This is a genomic window from Achromobacter sp., assembly GCF_050285585.1.
Taxonomy (GTDB): domain Bacteria; phylum Pseudomonadota; class Gammaproteobacteria; order Burkholderiales; family Burkholderiaceae_B; genus Achromobacter.
Map to the genome: position 1 here is coordinate 17,558 of NZ_JBLZXF010000031.1, position 15,254 is coordinate 32,811.

Genomic DNA, 15,254 nt, shown 5'->3' on the forward strand with positions numbered 1-15,254 from the left:
GGGCATTTCCCGGGTCCGGCGAACCATGGGGTCACCATGGGGGAATGCAGCCAATCTTATACAGACTACGTACATTGTTGAATAAATATTTCATTATGTGTTGCAATTTTTCGATATACGCCGGCCCCGCGCGTTGCCGCGCGAAGTCGAAAATAAGCTGGAAGATAATTCAATAAACGTTGTATTATCGAACCATGAACGAAGACGTCGCCATCTCCGCCCTTGCCGGCCTTGCCCACCCACAGCGGCTGCGCGCCTTCCGCGCCCTGGTCGTGGCGGGCCTTCCCGGCCTCACTCCAAGCGTCCTGGCCGACCGGCTCGGCATCGCGCGGAACACGCTGTCGTTCCATTTGAAAGAGCTATCGCATGCCGGCCTGGTGACCATCGAACAACAAGGCCGCAACCTGATCTACCGCGCCGACTTCTCCCGCATGAATGGCTTGCTCGGCTATCTCACCGAACACTGCTGCCAAGGCGCGCCCTGCGAGGCTTCCGCCCCCGGCGCGTGCACCATCTGCTGATCTGGAACTGCCCATGAAGCGCTTTCACGTCCATTTGCGCGTCGATGACCTGGCCAGGAACATCGGCTTCTACTCCCGGCTGTTCGCCCGGGAGCCCGCCCGCGTCGAATCGGATTACGCGAAATGGATGCTCGACGACCCTCCCGTGAATTTCGCGATATCCACGCGTGGCGCGGGCCCAGGGGTCGATCACTTCGGCATTCAGGCCGAGAACGCGCAGGATCTATCGGCATTGAAGTCCAGGGCGCAGGCAGCCAGCCTGGCCCTGCAAGATCAGGGCGCAACATCCTGCTGCTATGCCCGCAGCGAGAAATACTGGATCACCGATCCGCAGGGCCTGGCCTGGGAGCACTTCCACACGCTCGGCGACATTCCCGTTTACGGCAAATCGCAGGACACGCACGCCGGCCGGCCCTCGGCAGCGGCCTGCTGCCCGCCCTCTGCCCAGGCGTCGACGCGGCCCGCTTGCTGCGTCCCGAAGGCCGATACTTCCCCACGCTGCTGCTAGGACGCTCCATGTCGCACCCGACCTTCAATGTGCTCTTTCTCTGCACGGGCAACTCCGCTCGCTCGATTTTGGCCGAAGGGCTGCTCAAAGGCCTGGCCGGCGATCGCTTCCAGGCGTATTCCGCCGGCAGCACACCCAAAGGCGAAGTCCATCCGCTAGCCCTCGCCACCCTCCAGTCCTATTCTCTTCCGACCGACGGCTACCGAAGCAAGAGCTGGGATGCGTTCGCGGCCTCCGGCGCCCCGAAAATGGACTTCATCATCACGGTGTGCGACAACGCCGCCGGGGAAGTTTGCCCCGTGTGGCCCGGGCATCCGATGACGGCGCACTGGGGCGTGCCGGACCCGGCCGCCCATGAGGGCAGCGAGGAGGAGCGGCTCAAGGCCTTCCATGACGCGGCGCGCATGCTCAAGCGCCGTATCGAACTCCTGCTCTCGCTGCCGCTCGACCGCCTGGACGCGATGTCGCTCCAGGCCGAGCTGCGCGGCATCGGCAAGTCGCGGGAGTAAGCGGATGTCGTCCAGCGCACAGGCGGCCTCGGCTCCGCGCCAGCGCCCGGGGATGAGCGGGTTCGAACGCTATCTGACGCTGTGGGTCTTTCTCTGCATCGTGCTGGGCGTGGCGCTCGGCCAGCTCATGCCGGCGTGGTTCCAGGCCATAGGGCGCCTGGAAGTCGCCCAGGTCAACCTGCCCGTCGGGATCCTTATCTGGGCAATGATCATCCCGATGCTTCTCAACGTGGACTTCGGCGCTCTGGGGCAGGTCCGGCAGCACTGGCGCGGCATCGGCGTGACGCTATTCATCAACTGGGCGGTCAAGCCGTTCTCGATGGCCTTCCTCGGCTGGCTGTTCATACGCCAGGTCTTCGCCCCCTGGTTGCCCGCCGAGCAGCTGGATAGCTACATCGCGGGCCTGATCCTGCTGGCGGCGGCGCCATGCACCGCCATGGTCTTCGTCTGGAGCCGGCTGACCGGCGGCGATCCGGTTTTCACGCTGTCGCAAGTCGCGCTCAACGATACGATCATGGTGTTCGCCTTCGCCCCGGTCGTCGGCCTGTTGCTGGGCCTCTCGGCCATTACCGTGCCATGGAATACGCTGCTGGTATCCGTGGGGCTGTACATCGTCATCCCCGTCATTCTTGCCCAGTTCTGGCGCCGCGCTCTGCTGCGCCGCGGGCGGGCGACTTTCGACGCGGCGCTGGCGCGGATCGGCCCGTACGCCATGGCCGCCTTGCTGCTGACGCTGGTGTTGCTGTTTGCGTTCCAGGGCGAGGCCATCATGGGCCAGCCGCTGGTGATCGCGATGCTGGCCGTGCCCATACTCATCCAGGTGCTGTTCAATTCCGGCCTGGCGTACTGGCTCAACCGCCGCGTTGGCGAACCGCACAGCATTGCGTGCCCTTCCGCGCTGATCGGAGCGTCCAACTTCTTCGAACTGGCCGTGGCGGCGGCGATCAGCCTGTTCGGATTCCAGTCGGGAGCCGCCCTGGCCACCGTGGTGGGCGTGCTCATCGAAGTGCCCGTGATGCTACTGGTCGTGCGCGTCGTCAACCAGAGCAAGGGCTGGTATGACGCCGGCCTCGGACGGAACTGATCCGTGGCGGGAGCTCCCGTTCGAGTCGTCGGCGCGCTGGGCACGGCCCAGACGCTGGCTTGGGCGTCGTCCTACTACCTGCCGGCGATGCTGGCGGATCCGATGGCCCGCGAGCTGGACGTGTCCGCGCCCATGATCTATGCGGCATTTTCCGTCGCCATGATCGCGTCGGCGCTGATCGGCCCAGGGGCGGGACGGGCTATCGACCGTCATGGCGGCCGCGTTGTGCTGGTCGGAACGAGCTTGATGTTCGCGATGGGCCTGGGCATGCTCGGCGTCGCCCAGGGCTTCTGGAGCATGATTGCCGCCTGGCTCGTGCTCGGCGCGGCGATGGGTTCCGGGCTCTACGAGGCTGCATTCTCCAGTCTGGTGCGCCTGTATGGCCGGCACGCGCGCGGCGCCATTACGGGCATCACGCTGATTGCCGGTTTCGCCAGCACCGTCGGATGGCCGCTGTCCGCCTGGATGGAGGCTCGGTTCGGCTGGCGCGGCGCGTGCTTTGGCTGGGCGGCCCTGCATCTGTTGATCGGCCTGCCGCTGAACGCCTGGCTCCCGAAAGCGCTGAAGGCGGTAAAGACGGAAGCCCCGGCCGTCGCGCCCGCCGGGCAGGACAATGCCTTCGCGGCTGCCGCAGCCCCGCCACGGGGTTTCGCCACCGCCCTCCTTGCCTTCGTGTTCGCCGCGACCTGGTTCATCAGCACCGCGATGGCCACGCATCTGCCGAGGACGCTGGAAGCCGCGGGCGCCCCCCTGGGAACGGCGGTCGCCGTAGGAGCGCTCATCGGCCCCGCGCAGGTGGCCGGCCGCCTGCTCGAATTCGGCTTCCTCCGGCGGGTCCATCCCCTGTTGTCGGCGCGCCTTGCCGCGCTGGCGCATCCCGCGGGCGTCGCCGTGCTCTTGTCCGCCGGCCCGGCGATGGCACCGGCCTTCGCCGTTCTGCACGGAGCGGGAAACGGCATCCTGACCATAGCAAAGGGCACCTTGCCGCTCGCGCTTTTCGGCCCTCACGGCTATGGCGCGCGCCAAGGCTGGCTGATGATGCCGGCCCGGATCGCGCAAGCGCTGGCTCCGTTTCTCTTCGGACTGGCTCTGGACGCCTGGGGAGCCCGGGCGCTATGGCTCTCGGGAGCCATCGGCCTGACGGCCTGCGCGGCGCTGATGCTGTTGCGCGCCCAACCTTCGGCCGACTGACGTTTCACTCTTGTATCGACAGAGGCATCTCATGAATTCCATCACCATCGTTTGCAACCCCGCCCGCGGAGCGTCCCGATGCACGCGCGCGCAGCCGCTCGCCGTCGCGGAGGGCCATCATGTCTGACGCCTACGCGGATCTTCCCAACATCGATCGCTCCCAGTTCCAGCGCCCCGACGCGGCCGCGCTGTTCCCGTCCCGGCGGGCCTCCCATCCGCCGCGCTTTCTGCTGCTGTATGGATCGTTGCGCGAGCGATCCTACAGCCGCCTGGCCGCCGAGGAGGCCGCCCGCCTGCTCCAGGCCCTGGGCGGCGAAACCCGCTTGTTCAACCCCTCCGGCCTGCCGCTGGTCGACGATGCCGCCAGCGAGGGCCATCCCAAAGTCCGCGAATTGCATGAACTGGTCCAATGGGCGGAGGGTATGGTTTGGAGTTCGCCGGAACGCCATGGCGCGATGACGGGCTTGATGAAGACGCAGATCGACTGGATTCCGCTGTCGGTAGGCGCGCTGCGCCCGACCCAGGGCAAGACGCTGGCGGTCATGCAGGTGTCGGGCGGATCCCAGTCCTTCAACGCCGTGAATCAGATGCGGGTGCTGGGCCGCTGGATGCGGATGCTGACCATCCCCAACCAGTCGTCGGTGGCCAAGGCCTATCAGGAGTTCGACGACTCGGGGCGCATGAAGCCGTCTCCCTACTATGACCGGCTGGTGGACGTCGTCGAGGAACTGATGAAATTCACCTTGCTGACGCGCGATGCGGCGCCGTATCTGGTGGATCGCTATAGCGAACGCAAAGAGAGCGCGGCAGCCGCCTAGCTGGGCACGGCATTGGGAACCAGCGCGGACGGGCCCGATGCGTCGTCGCCCGACGTCACCAGCGCATAGTTGTAGCCCTGCCCCGACCAATAGCGGGCCAGCAACTCGCCGTCGCGACGGCTGCCCCGCGGCAGGAACTGATTGCCCGGTCCGGGCGGGCGGATGTAGAACGTGGCGCGCTGCCCGGCGTTTTCGTAGATCACGAGGGCCGCCGGCCCCTGATCGGTGGCCAGCAGGCGCCCGGCGACGGGCTGGAAACCGCTGGCGCTCAGGTCAGGCAGGCGCTGGGCGCGGGAGAAGTAGTCGTCCAGCCAGGCTTGGAGATCGCGGGCATCGGCGCGCAGATCCGGCCGGGGCGCGTCCGCCGAGGCAAACATGCGATAGGCTTGCATCGCGTCCTGCATGGGCAGCACGCGGTTCGCGGCGGCCATGTCGCGCGCGCTCCAGCCCGTGATGCCGCCTATCGCCACGGCCATGGCCAGGCTCGCCGCCATCGCCAGGCGGCGGCGCGAACGGGCGCGCAGCCGAGCACGCACCGCGGCGGGGTCCAGCGCGGGATTGGGCGGCAGGCTGTCCTGGCTGGCCATATCGCGCAGCCGTTGCGCATCGCGCTGCCAGGCGGTGAGTTCCCGCGCCTGATCGGGGTGCGCCCGCAAGTAGGCTTGCACTTCTTGCCGCCGCGCCGGGTCGAGTTGCCCGTCCACGAACGCGTTGCGGGCCAGATCGTCGATAGGTCCGTTGCTCATTTCAGTATCCTCAGGCGGGCCTCGCCGCCCTGGCCTTCGTGCAGGTCGCGCAGGGCGCTGCGCGCGCGCGACAGGCGCGACATCACCGTGCCCAGCGGAACGTCGAACAGGTCGGCCACGGCCTTGTAGCTCAGGCCCTCCACGCAAACCAGCCACAGCAGCGTGCGCTGGGCTTCGGGCAAGCGCTCGAAAACATCCAGCGAAGACCGGGCAATCGCCTCGCGCTCCGCCGAGGGCGCGGCCGCGTCGGACCCGGCAAACCAGTCGAGCAGCCGCGCATAACGGCGCGTCCGGCGCTGGGAGTCCAGAAACTGCCGGTACAGGATGGTGAACAGCCAGGCCCGAACATCGCCTTGCGGGCGGCGGCCGGGCCAGCGCGTCAAGGCCCTTTCCAGGGTGGACTGCACCAGGTCGTCGGCCGATACCGGGTCGCGCGCCAGGCGCAGGGCGAACCGCCGCAGGCGCGGCAATAGCTGGCGCAGCACGGCGTCGGACAACTCGTCCGCCGGTGCTGCGTCGTCTATCGATACCGGGTCATGTGTCGGCATGCGTGCCAGTCGAATCATGTCGGGGTTCCCCGTCCAGGCCTGCGCCCGTGGCGTCACAAGCTTACAGGCCAATCCAGTAAGACGCCGCCCGCGCGGATTTATTCCCCGGAGGAATATTTATTTTGGCCGGCCGTCTTACAGGGGTATTCAGCGCCCCACGGGCAAGGAGCCTCATGCAGCAAGCCCCCAACAGCGAAGCCAGGCCGCTAAATGCCCGGCAAACCTGCCTGCGCCTGGGCGCGATCGGCGCCATTGTGCTGTTTTCGGGAGCGGCATTCGCCTACGTAGGCGGCTGGCTGGACCCGCAACGGCTCACCCCGGAACGGGTGGTGGACGCCCTGGAAGCCAATAGCGGCGTTCATGCGGGCTTTCGCCGCAATCACGCAAAAGGGGTCTGTGTCGTCGGCCGCTTCGAGAGCAGCGGCGCGGCGCAGGCGCTGTCCACGGCAGCGGTTTTCGCACCCGGCAACACGCCGGTGGTGGGCCGGCTGGCCCTGCCCGGCGGCAATCCCTTTGCGCCGGATTCCAGCGTTCCCATCCGCAGTTTCGCCCTGCAATTCACCTCCGCCGACGGCGAACAATGGCGCACCGGCATGAACAGCATGCCGGTGTTCCCGCTCAACACGCCGCAGGCGTTCTACGACCAGCAGCTTGCCGCGCGGCCCGATCCCAAGACGGGCAAGCCCGACCCGCGGCGCATGCAGGCCTTTTTCGCGGCGCACCCCGAGACGGCGGCATTCCTGGCATGGGCCAAGACCGCCAAGCCTTCGGCCAGCTATGCCACCGAAAGCTACTACGGCCTGAACGCCTTTTATTTCGTCGACGCGCAAGGCAAGCGGCAGCCCGTGCGCTGGCGCCTGGCGCCGCTGGAAGCCGCGGCCGCGCCTTTGGCCGAGCCGGGGCATGGCGCCGATTACCTGCAGGCCGATCTGCAGCGACGCCTGGCGCAGGGGCCTCTGCGCTGGCGCCTGCTGGTCACGCTGGGAGCCGCGGACGATTCCACCCGCGACGCCACCCGCCAATGGCCGGCGGACCGCCCCACCGTCGACGCCGGCACCGTGGTGATCACCCGCAGCGCCTCGCAGGATGAAGGCCCCTGCCGCGACGTGAACTACGACCCGACCATATTGCCGCGCGGCATCGCCATTTCCGACGACCCGCTATTGCCGGCGCGTTCGGCCGCCTATGCCGCGTCCTATGAACGCCGCACCGGCGAAGGGCCTCCCCGTGGCGCCCAGGCGTCCTCCCACTCGACCCAACCGGAGCGCGCGCAATGAGCCTGTCCGACTATCCAATTCATCGGCCTGCGGCCCGGTTCAGCCTGCTTTCCCGTCTGCTGCACTGGCTGATGGCGATCGGCATCATCGCCATGCTGTTCATCGGCGTGGGCATGGTGGCCTCGGTCTCCGAACGGCATCAATGGCTGCTGCAGATCCACAAGCCCCTGGGCGTGGCGCTGCTGGCGCTGGTGTGCATCCGCCTGGGCGCGCGGCTGTACAAAGGAGTGCCCGCCCTGCCCGCCGACATGCCGGCGTGGCAGCGCCACGCGGCGCTGGCCTCGCACGTCCTGTTGTACGGGCTGATGTTCGCGATGCCGCTGATCGGCTGGGCGATGGTATCGGCCGGCGGGTATCCGGTGATGGTAGGCGGCTGGCAATTGCCGCCCATCGCGCCCGCCGACGCAGCCCTGTTCGCCTGGCTGCGCGGCGCGCACCGCTATCTGGCCTTCCTGCTGTTTGCCACGGTGCTGCTGCATCTCGCGGCGGCGCTGTTCCATGGATGGATACGGCGTGACGGCGTGCTGCAATCGATGACGCGCGGGCGCTGAGGCCGGGCAGATTTCCGTGCTCGTTCCCGGAGCGAGCACGGCGTCGGCTGGTCGCACTATCTCCCGCGCAACCCGGGCTTCGTGCAGGGCCGCGCCTGGCGAAGAATCCCGGGATGTGGGAGCGGAAGGTGCCCGTGCGCTGGGGCGACTTCCACCTGGATGCCCCCGTTCCCGTGCTCGGCCTGCTGCTGTGCGCCGCCCTGCTGGTATTCGCCTACATGCGCCTGGACAGCCAGTTTCCGGCGGACGGTGAAGGATTCGACGGCGCGCCCAGGACGCTGGGATCCATCGCGGAGGCCTTGCGCCGCAACGCCACCGCGGACATTCCATTGAGGGGCGGCGCAGAATCCCTGGTGGTCTCGCAGCCGATCCGCGGCGCCTGCACCGCCGCGCTGATAGAGAACCTGTATGAAACCCACCGGGACAGCCTGACATACCGGCGGGAAGGAAGCCGGTACATCCTGGAACGCAGGCAATGACCGTCGGAGGGCCGGGAGGCCTGCCCGGTACAATTCCATCGTTCCCGTCCTCGATACCGGAGTCGCCCATGGCGCTGAAGCATGCGAGTCCCCTGGAAGTCATCGACCTGTTTCATCGACAGCCATCCTTGGAACCGGAACCGCCCGTCAGCATCAGCCTGCTGCGCACCACCGAACTGCAGCTGATCCGGCTCGTCTTGCCCGCCGGGCACCGAATGCCCTCGCATCACGTGCCGGGCGTGCTGACGCTCCAGTGCCTCGCCGGGCGTGTCGATGTGGAAACCCCGGAACGCCAATGCACCCTCGCCGAAGGGCAGCTGGTCATGCTGCAAGGCGACGAACCCCACAGCCTTCATGCGCCCGTGCCGGCCATCGTGCTCCTGACCCTGGTGCACAATCCCCCGGGCGCCTGGCGCCCCAGGGACGGCGGCGGCGAGGACGCCGCGCGCGGCTAGATCATCCGACGCGCCATCCGTACTGCTTGTCCGCCGGCAGGCCTAGCGCTGCTGAGCGGCCAGGTAGTCCTTCAAAGCCTGCACCAGCGCCGCGGCGGCGGGCGACAGACTGCGGTTGCGCGAGGTGACTAGGCCGATCGAGCGTTCGGCCACCGGACCGATCAGCGGACGCTGCACGATCCCCTTCTGCGCCACGGCGCCGGCGGCGATTTCGGGCAGCGCGGCGACGCCGAATCCGCACTCGACCATGGCGACGATGGTGGTCAGGTGCTCGGCTTCGAACGCGGGCGAGAAGCGGATGCGGTTCTGCAGGAACGCCCATTCGGTGTATTGCCGCACGCTGCTGGGCTGCACCATGGATACGTGCGCGGCGTCGGCCGTGTCCGCCCAGCGCAGCGGCCCGCGCGCGCGGGCCAGGGGGTGCGCTTCGGGGATCAGCAGGAGGAAGCTGTCGGACATGAGGGGCACGTAGTGCAGATCGGCGTGCTGGGGGTCGGCGGCCGTCAACGCGAAGTCCACCTCGCCTGCGCGCACCAGGTCGAAGGCCGGCCCCGACAAGGTGTCGCGCACCTTCAGCGCCACCAGCGGGTGGGCCTGGCGGTAGGCCATGAGTACGCGCGGCAGCAACCGCGCGGCCACCGAGGGCAATGCCGCCACCGAGACCTGCCCCTGCTCCGCATTGACGATGCCGCTGACGGCGGCCACGGCGTCGCGGAACGCCACCTGCAGGCTGGCCGCCTGCTGCATGAAGACCTCTCCCGCCGCGGTGAGCCGGACAGTGCGCGTGGTGCGGTCGAAGAGCCGCACGCCCAGGGCATCCTCGATGCGTTGTATCTGCGTGGATAGGGCCGATTGGGAAAGGTGCAACTGCGCCGCCGCCTGGCGGAAGTTGAGCGTGCGGCCCAGGACCAGCGTCGTGTCGATATCGCGCATCGAGAGGTTGATCTGCATGGGGCCCGTCATTCGCTATTGATCTGATTTAAAGATCATTCTATCCAAAAAATCTGATTCATCAATCAAAGCGGCTTCTCTACACTCGGCTTCAGCGTAGTTTCAAGACAAGGAGCAAACCATGCAGACGGACGCGAAAGCGCTGCCCAATCCGGGCTCGGCGCACGCGGTGGTGGTGGGCGGCGGCACGATGGGCGCCGACGTCGCCGTGGTATTGACCCGCGCGTCCTGCCGGACGACGGTGATCGAGTCGAACGCCGAACGCGCGGCGGGCCTGCCGGCGCGCGTCGCCGCGAACCTGGACACCATCGGCCGCAAGGAAAACGTATCCCTGCTGGCCACGGCGCCGGACCTGGACGCCGTGGACTGGTCCAGCGTCGATCTCGTCATCGAGTGCATTCCCGAACGCCTGGACATCAAGCAGGCGCTGTTCGCCGACCTGGAGCGGCGCGCCCGGCCGGACGCCATCCTGGCCAGCAACAGCTCCAGCTTTCCGATCAGCGCGATCGGCCAGGGCCTGGCCACGCGCGGCCGCATGCTGGGCCTGCACTTCTTCATGCCCGCGCACCTGGTGCCGCTGGTCGAAGTGGTATTGGGCGCAGCCAGCGACCCCGCCTGCGCGGACGCGCTCATCGCCTTCATGCGGCGCTGCGGCAGCGTGCCGGTCAAAGTGGGCCAGGACCTGCCCGGCTTCCTCGCCAACCGGCTGCAGCACGCGCTGTCGCGCGAGGCTTTCGACCTGATCGACCGCGGCATCGCCTCGCCGGAGGACGTGGACGCGGCCGTGCGCTTCGGTTTCGGCTTCCGTTTCCTGGCGGCCGGCCCCGTCATGCAGCGCGACCACGCGGGCATCGACGTGCACGCGGCCGCTGGCGCGACCATGTACCCCACGTTCTGCAACGCCGACCATCCGGCACGCTGCCTGACCGAGCGCGCGCAGGACGGCCGCCACGGGATGAAGGCCGGCGAAGGCTTCTACGCCTGGACGCCCGAGACCATCGCCGCCGAGCGCGAGCGCTATGACCGGCTGCTGCGCGCCGGCCTGGACCTGATCGCTCCCGAACTGCCGGAGATCCAGCCATGAGCGCCCTTCCCTTCGTCCCCGCGCCGCTGGCCGACGCTCCGGTCATCGTCACCGTGGCGCCCAACGGCGCTTACAAGCAGGCGGCCGACCATCCGGCCGTGCCGCTGACCGCGGACGCCCTGGCGCGGGAAGCCCGGGCCTGCCTGGACGCGGGCGCCGCCATGATGCACATGCACGTCCGCAAGCCCGACGGCAGCCACCTGCTGGATGCGCAGGCCTATCGCGACGCCCTGGCCGCCGTGCACCGCGCCGTGGGCGACGAATTGCTGGTGCAGGTGACGAGCGAGGCCGCAGGCGTGTACAAAGCGGCCGAGCAGATCGGCCTGGTGCGGGAGCTGCAGCCCGAGGCGGTCTCCATCGGGCTGCGCGAGATCGCCGTGCCGGACATCCCGGAGACGGAACTGGCGGCCTTCCTGGCCTGGATTGCCGAGCGCCGCATCATGGCGCAGATCATTCTGTACGATGAAGGCGACGTGCGGCGCTGGCTATCGCTGCGGCAGCGCGGCATGGTGCCGCCGGGCGCGTGGTCGGTGCTGTTCGTGCTGGGCCGCTACAGCGCGGGCCAGACCTCGTCGGCCCATGACCTGCTGCCCTTCCTGAATGCGTACGACCAGTCCCTCCCGTGGGCGGTCTGCGCCTTCGGCCCGGAGGAGAACGCCTGTGTCACGACCGCCGCCGCGTTCGGCGGCCACATGCGCGTCGGCTTCGAGAACAACCTGAAGCTGCGCGACGGCAGCCTCGCGCCCGGCAATGCGGCGCTGGTGGCGCAGGCGGCGCAAGGCGCGAAGGCCCTGGGCCGGCCGCTCGCCACCGCGGCCGACGCGCGCCGCATCTATGGGGCGGTGCGCTAGGAACGCATTCCGGCAAGCCTCCGGAAAGCCGGCGGACGGGGTCCGCCGGCTTTTTTCCGGCCGTTTCGCGCCCGTCCGCATCGCGCAACGGACGGTGCCGTTTGCCGTGGCGCAACATTGACGCCGCTCAAGGCCATCTGCTAAAAACTTCGACATCCGCACGTTAAACGCAATGCCCCAACGTCGTCGCGAGGTGGTGTGTGCAAAACGAGTCTGATGGCTACACAAAACCGCAGGAACTCCGAAGTTTCCTGTTCCTGACGGCAGTCATGGCCCCCGTCCTGTCGGTCATCATCGTGGCGGGCTACGGTTTCCTCGTTTGGTTCTATCAGCTGTTCGCCGGCCCTCCCGGCAGCTGAGCCAACGCGACGGAACCCCTTCCATGTCCGCCCTTCCCCATTCTGCGCCGCCCGCGGCGCCCCCGGAGCTGCACATCGCCAGCCTGGTGGTGCATGCCGCGCCGCACCGTCTGCCCGGCGTCCGCGAAGCGATCCTCGCCATCGCGGGCGCCGAAATCCATGGCGCTTCCGACACCGGGAAACTGGTGGTCACCCTGGAAGCATCCTCAACCGACGACATGATGGGCCGGATCTCGGAGATCCAGCGCCTGGATGGCGTGCTGGCGTCGGCGCTGGTCTACCAGCATTCCGACACGCTGGACGCGATGAACGAGGAGATTGACGATGGCAATGGCTCGTAGAGAATTCATCAAGCAGTCCGCCGCCGCAGCCGCCGCCACCGTGGCCGGCATTCCCATCGTCGGCTATACGCAGAACATCGTCACCGAATCCGAGGCCGCCAAGCTCAAGTGGTCCAAGGCGCCCTGTAGGTTCTGCGGGACCGGCTGCGGCGTGAACGTCGCGGTGAAGGACAACCAGGTCGTGGCCACGCACGGCGATTTCAACGCCGAGGTGAACAAGGGGCTGAACTGCGTCAAGGGCTACTTCCTGTCCAAGATCATGTACGGCAACGATCGGCTGACCACGCCGCTCTTGCGCATGAAGGACGGCAAATACGCCAAGGACGGCGAGTTCGCGCCGGTGTCCTGGGACCAGGCCTTCGACGTCATGGCCGAGCAATTCAAGCGGGTGCTGAAGGACAAGGGCCCCGAGGCAGTGGGCATGTTCGGCTCGGGGCAATGGACGGTCTGGGAAGGCTATGCCGCGCTCAAGCTGATGAAGGCGGGCTTCCGGTCCAACAACCTGGATCCGAACGCTCGCCATTGCATGGCCTCGGCCGCGGTGGGATTCATGCGCACCTTCGGCGCCGACGAACCCATGGGCTGCTACGACGACATCGAGAACGCCGACGCCTTTGTGCTATGGGGCTCCAACATGGCGGAGATGCACCCCATCCTGTGGACGCGGGTCACCGACCGCCGCCTGTCGGCTCCCAAGACCAAGGTGGCCGTGCTCTCCACCTTCGAGCACCGCTCGTACGAGCTGGCCGACCTGACCCTGACCTTCACCCCGCAGACGGACCTGGCGATCCTGAACTACATCGCCAACCACATCATCCAGACCAAGCGGGTGAACCGCGATTTCGTGGACAAGCACACGGTGTTCCACGAAGGCAACGCGGACATCGGCTACGGGCTGCGCCCCGACCACCCCCTGCAAAAAGCGGCCAAGAACGCCGACAAGGCGGGCGGCTCGCATCCGATCACCTACGAGGAATTCGCCAAGTTCGTCTCCAAGTACGACCTGGATTACACGTCCAAGCTGAGCGGCGTGCCCAAGAAGCAGCTGCAGGACCTGGCCGAACTCTATGCCGATCCGAGGGTGCGGGTCACGTCCTTCTGGACCATGGGCTTCAACCAGCATACCCGCGGCGTATGGGCCAACAACATGGTCTACAACATCCACTTGCTGACGGGCAAGATCTCCACGCCGGGCAACAGCCCGTTCTCGCTGACGGGCCAGCCGTCCGCCTGTGGCACGGCGCGGGAAGTGGGCACGTTCTCGCACCGTCTTCCGGCCGACCTGGTGGTGACCAACCCCAAGCACCGCGCCCATGCCGAAGAGATCTGGCAGCTGCCCGACGGCACCATCCCCAGCAAGGTGGGCGCGCACGCCGTGCTGCAGAACCGCATGCTCAAGGACGGCAAGATCAACGCCTATTGGGTGATGGTCAATAACAATATGCAGGCCGCCGCGAACCTGATGAACGAGGGCCTGCCGGGCTACCGCAATCCCGAGAACTTCATCGTGGTGTCGGACGCCTACCCCACCGTCACGACCATCTCCGCCGACCTGATCCTGCCCGCCGCCATGTGGGTGGAGAAGGAGGGCGCGTACGGCAACGCGGAGCGCCGCACCCAGTTCTGGCACCAGTTGGTTAACGCGCCGGGCCAGGCCCGCTCCGACCTCTGGCAGCTCATGGAGTTCTCGAAGCGTTTCAAGGTCGAGGAGGTATGGCCCGCCGACCTGCTCGCCAAGAAGCCCGAATACCGCGACAAGACCCTGTTCGACGTGCTGTTCGCCAATGGCAAGGTCAACCGGTACCCCAACACCGAGCGCGCCAAGGATTACGCCAACCAGGAATCGGACGCTTTCGGCTTCTACGTGCAGAAGGGCCTGTTCGAGGAGTACGCCGAGTTCGGCCGCGGCCATGGCCACGACCTGGCGCCCTTCGACACCTATCACGAAGTGCGCGGCCTGCGCTGGCCGGTGGTCAAGGGCAAGGAGACACTGTGGCGCTACCGCGAAGGCAGCGACCCCTACGTGAAGCCCGGCGCCGGCTTCGAGTTCTACGGCAATCCCGACGGCCGCGCGGTCATCTACGCCCTGCCCTATGAACCGCCGGCGGAATCTCCCGACAAGGAGTACCCGTTCTGGCTATCGACCGGGCGCGTGCTGGAGCACTGGCATTCCGGCTCCATGACGCGACGCGTGCCGGAGCTGTACAAGGCGTTTCCCAACGCCGTCTGTTTCATGCATCCGGACGACGCCCAGGAAATGGGCCTGCGGCGCGGCGTCGAGGTCGAAGTCGTGTCGCGGCGCGGCAAGATGCGCACGCGCGTGGAAACGCGCGGACGCGACAAGCCGCCGCGCGGCCTGGTCTTCGTGCCCTGGTTCGACGCCGGCCAGCTGATCAACAAGGTCACGCTGGACGCCACCGACCCGATTTCGTTCCAGACCGACTTCAAGAAGTGCGCGGTCAAGATCGTCAAGGTCTGAAAGGCGAACCGGAGACAGCCATGAACCTACGCGCCCTCACCCTCACCGTGTGCGTCGTCCTCGGTTCCGCCGCCTGGGCAGCGCCGCCGCTGGAAGTGGAAGACCCGATGCGCGGCCCCACCCCTGTCGCGCAGGAGACCGACCCGCCTCTCATCAGCCCGATCGAGAACAAGGACATCAAGCGGATGCGCACGTATTCGATGCAGCCACCCACCATCCCGCACAAGATCGACGGCTACCAGATCGACAAGAACTTCAACCGCTGCCTGTCCTGCCACGCCCGGGTCAACACCGAGGAAACCCAGGCCCCGCCCCTTAGCGTGACCCACTACATGGACCGCGACAGCAACGTGCTGGCCGAGGTGTCGCCGCGGCGCTACTTCTGCGTGCAATGCCACGTGCCGCAGGCCGAAGCCAAGCCGCTGGTGACCAACACCTACCAGGACATCGATGTGATCCTCAAGCGCCTGACCGCTCCGGCGTCCGACAAGAAGTAAGGGAC

19 protein-coding genes are annotated in these 15,254 nt (G+C 67.3%); 16 read left to right on the forward strand and 3 right to left on the reverse strand.

Annotated elements, in window-relative coordinates; translation table 11 throughout:
• Positions 1–194: 194 nt before the first annotated feature.
• From ACN6PJ_RS25855 to arsH, 6 genes are all read left to right on the forward strand, one after another.
• A complete protein-coding gene (locus ACN6PJ_RS25855; protein WP_427998645.1) occupies positions 195–521 on the forward strand; it encodes an ArsR/SmtB family transcription factor in 327 nt (108 codons plus the stop codon).
• 13 nt (positions 522–534) lie between these two features.
• Positions 535–1,029 carry an ArsI/CadI family heavy metal resistance metalloenzyme gene (locus tag ACN6PJ_RS25860; protein WP_427998646.1) on the forward strand — a complete coding sequence of 165 codons (495 nt, stop codon included), beginning with the start codon at positions 535–537 and terminating at the stop codon, positions 1,027–1,029.
• A gap of 8 nt (positions 1,030–1,037) precedes the next feature.
• Complete coding sequence (locus tag ACN6PJ_RS25865; protein WP_427998647.1) at positions 1,038–1,538, forward strand: arsenate reductase ArsC; 501 nt, start codon at positions 1,038–1,040, stop codon at positions 1,536–1,538.
• Positions 1,539–1,542: 4 nt separating this feature from the next.
• The gene (arsB, locus tag ACN6PJ_RS25870) at positions 1,543–2,622 is read left to right on the forward strand and encodes an ACR3 family arsenite efflux transporter (RefSeq protein ID WP_427998648.1); all 1,080 of its coding nucleotides are present in this window, start codon (positions 1,543–1,545) and stop codon (positions 2,620–2,622) included.
• Between the two features lie 3 nt (positions 2,623–2,625).
• Entirely contained in the window at positions 2,626–3,813 is a 1,188-nt protein-coding gene (locus ACN6PJ_RS25875; RefSeq protein WP_427998649.1) for an MFS transporter, read from the forward strand.
• A 119-nt stretch (positions 3,814–3,932) separates the two neighbouring features.
• A complete protein-coding gene (gene arsH / locus ACN6PJ_RS25880) occupies positions 3,933–4,631 on the forward strand; it encodes an arsenical resistance protein ArsH (RefSeq protein ID WP_427998650.1) in 699 nt (232 codons plus the stop codon).
• On the opposite strand, the gene ACN6PJ_RS25885 is transcribed toward arsH, so the two are convergent.
• A complete protein-coding gene (locus ACN6PJ_RS25885) occupies positions 4,628–5,377 on the reverse strand; it encodes an anti-sigma factor family protein (protein ID WP_427998651.1) in 750 nt (249 codons plus the stop codon). The two genes, arsH and ACN6PJ_RS25885, sit on opposite strands and share 4 nt — an antisense overlap.
• Entirely contained in the window at positions 5,374–5,943 is a 570-nt protein-coding gene (locus ACN6PJ_RS25890; protein ID WP_427998652.1) for a sigma-70 family RNA polymerase sigma factor, read from the reverse strand. Before ACN6PJ_RS25890 ends, ACN6PJ_RS25885 begins: the two co-directional genes overlap by 4 nt.
• 155 nt (positions 5,944–6,098) lie before the next feature.
• Here ACN6PJ_RS25890 and ACN6PJ_RS25895 point away from each other — a divergent pair, with 155 nt between their 5' ends.
• The 4 genes from ACN6PJ_RS25895 (at position 6,099) to ACN6PJ_RS25910 (ending at position 8,687) form a co-directional block, all read left to right on the forward strand.
• The gene (locus tag ACN6PJ_RS25895) at positions 6,099–7,202 is read left to right on the forward strand and encodes a catalase family peroxidase (RefSeq protein ID WP_427998653.1); all 1,104 of its coding nucleotides are present in this window, start codon (positions 6,099–6,101) and stop codon (positions 7,200–7,202) included.
• The gene (locus ACN6PJ_RS25900) at positions 7,199–7,753 is read left to right on the forward strand and encodes a cytochrome b (protein ID WP_427998654.1); all 555 of its coding nucleotides are present in this window, start codon (positions 7,199–7,201) and stop codon (positions 7,751–7,753) included. Before ACN6PJ_RS25895 ends, ACN6PJ_RS25900 begins: the two co-directional genes overlap by 4 nt.
• A gap of 113 nt (positions 7,754–7,866) precedes the next feature.
• On the forward strand, positions 7,867–8,232 hold the full coding sequence (locus ACN6PJ_RS25905; protein WP_427998655.1) for a hypothetical protein: 366 nt from the start codon (positions 7,867–7,869) through the stop codon (positions 8,230–8,232).
• Positions 8,233–8,300: 68 nt separating this feature from the next.
• Positions 8,301–8,687, forward strand: a complete 387-nt coding sequence (locus ACN6PJ_RS25910; protein WP_427998656.1) for an AraC family ligand binding domain-containing protein — start codon at positions 8,301–8,303, stop codon at positions 8,685–8,687.
• A 42-nt stretch (positions 8,688–8,729) separates the two neighbouring features.
• Here ACN6PJ_RS25910 and ACN6PJ_RS25915 read toward each other — a convergent pair whose 3' ends face one another.
• On the reverse strand, positions 8,730–9,638 hold the full coding sequence (locus ACN6PJ_RS25915; RefSeq protein WP_427998657.1) for a LysR family transcriptional regulator: 909 nt from the start codon (positions 9,636–9,638) through the stop codon (positions 8,730–8,732).
• Between the two features lie 121 nt (positions 9,639–9,759).
• Here ACN6PJ_RS25915 and ACN6PJ_RS25920 point away from each other — a divergent pair, with 121 nt between their 5' ends.
• The 6 genes from ACN6PJ_RS25920 to ACN6PJ_RS25945 all read left to right on the forward strand — a co-directional run bounded on the left by ACN6PJ_RS25920 (position 9,760) and on the right by ACN6PJ_RS25945 (position 15,249).
• Complete coding sequence (locus ACN6PJ_RS25920; RefSeq protein ID WP_427998658.1) at positions 9,760–10,722, forward strand: 3-hydroxyacyl-CoA dehydrogenase family protein; 963 nt, start codon at positions 9,760–9,762, stop codon at positions 10,720–10,722.
• Positions 10,719–11,573: a 3-keto-5-aminohexanoate cleavage protein gene (locus tag ACN6PJ_RS25925; protein WP_427998659.1), complete on the forward strand. Its 855-nt coding sequence runs from the start codon at positions 10,719–10,721 to the stop codon at positions 11,571–11,573. The genes ACN6PJ_RS25920 and ACN6PJ_RS25925 overlap by 4 nt, the downstream gene beginning before the upstream one ends.
• Positions 11,574–11,773: 200 nt before the next feature.
• Positions 11,774–11,932 carry a periplasmic nitrate reductase, NapE protein gene (gene napE, locus ACN6PJ_RS25930; RefSeq protein WP_042793085.1) on the forward strand — a complete coding sequence of 53 codons (159 nt, stop codon included), beginning with the start codon at positions 11,774–11,776 and terminating at the stop codon, positions 11,930–11,932.
• Between the two features lie 23 nt (positions 11,933–11,955).
• The gene (locus ACN6PJ_RS25935) at positions 11,956–12,273 is read left to right on the forward strand and encodes a chaperone NapD (protein ID WP_427998660.1); all 318 of its coding nucleotides are present in this window, start codon (positions 11,956–11,958) and stop codon (positions 12,271–12,273) included.
• Positions 12,257–14,752, forward strand: a complete 2,496-nt coding sequence (gene napA, locus ACN6PJ_RS25940) for a periplasmic nitrate reductase subunit alpha (protein ID WP_427998661.1) — start codon at positions 12,257–12,259, stop codon at positions 14,750–14,752. The genes ACN6PJ_RS25935 and napA overlap by 17 nt, the downstream gene beginning before the upstream one ends.
• Before the next feature lie 20 nt (positions 14,753–14,772).
• Positions 14,773–15,249: a nitrate reductase cytochrome c-type subunit gene (locus tag ACN6PJ_RS25945; RefSeq protein WP_427998662.1), complete on the forward strand. Its 477-nt coding sequence runs from the start codon at positions 14,773–14,775 to the stop codon at positions 15,247–15,249.
• Positions 15,250–15,254: the final 5 nt, after the last annotated feature.

Coding starts and splice junctions, on each gene's coding strand:
- ACN6PJ_RS25855 (WP_427998645.1), top strand. CDS start 195: ATGAACGAAGACGTCGCCATCTCCGCCCTTGCCGGCCTTGCCCACCCA.
- ACN6PJ_RS25860 (WP_427998646.1), top strand. CDS start 535: ATGAAGCGCTTTCACGTCCATTTGCGCGTCGATGACCTGGCCAGGAAC.
- ACN6PJ_RS25865 (WP_427998647.1), top strand. CDS start 1,038: ATGTCGCACCCGACCTTCAATGTGCTCTTTCTCTGCACGGGCAACTCC.
- arsB (WP_427998648.1), top strand. CDS start 1,543: ATGTCGTCCAGCGCACAGGCGGCCTCGGCTCCGCGCCAGCGCCCGGGG.
- arsH (WP_427998650.1), top strand. CDS start 3,933: ATGTCTGACGCCTACGCGGATCTTCCCAACATCGATCGCTCCCAGTTC.
- ACN6PJ_RS25885 (WP_427998651.1), bottom strand. CDS start 5,377: ATGAGCAACGGACCTATCGACGATCTGGCCCGCAACGCGTTCGTGGAC.
- ACN6PJ_RS25890 (WP_427998652.1), bottom strand. CDS start 5,943: ATGATTCGACTGGCACGCATGCCGACACATGACCCGGTATCGATAGAC.
- ACN6PJ_RS25895 (WP_427998653.1), top strand. CDS start 6,099: ATGCAGCAAGCCCCCAACAGCGAAGCCAGGCCGCTAAATGCCCGGCAA.
- ACN6PJ_RS25900 (WP_427998654.1), top strand. CDS start 7,199: ATGAGCCTGTCCGACTATCCAATTCATCGGCCTGCGGCCCGGTTCAGC.
- ACN6PJ_RS25905 (WP_427998655.1), top strand. CDS start 7,867: ATGTGGGAGCGGAAGGTGCCCGTGCGCTGGGGCGACTTCCACCTGGAT.
- ACN6PJ_RS25910 (WP_427998656.1), top strand. CDS start 8,301: ATGGCGCTGAAGCATGCGAGTCCCCTGGAAGTCATCGACCTGTTTCAT.
- ACN6PJ_RS25915 (WP_427998657.1), bottom strand. CDS start 9,638: ATGCAGATCAACCTCTCGATGCGCGATATCGACACGACGCTGGTCCTG.
- ACN6PJ_RS25920 (WP_427998658.1), top strand. CDS start 9,760: ATGCAGACGGACGCGAAAGCGCTGCCCAATCCGGGCTCGGCGCACGCG.
- ACN6PJ_RS25925 (WP_427998659.1), top strand. CDS start 10,719: ATGAGCGCCCTTCCCTTCGTCCCCGCGCCGCTGGCCGACGCTCCGGTC.
- ACN6PJ_RS25935 (WP_427998660.1), top strand. CDS start 11,956: ATGTCCGCCCTTCCCCATTCTGCGCCGCCCGCGGCGCCCCCGGAGCTG.
- napA (WP_427998661.1), top strand. CDS start 12,257: ATGGCAATGGCTCGTAGAGAATTCATCAAGCAGTCCGCCGCCGCAGCC.
- ACN6PJ_RS25945 (WP_427998662.1), top strand. CDS start 14,773: ATGAACCTACGCGCCCTCACCCTCACCGTGTGCGTCGTCCTCGGTTCC.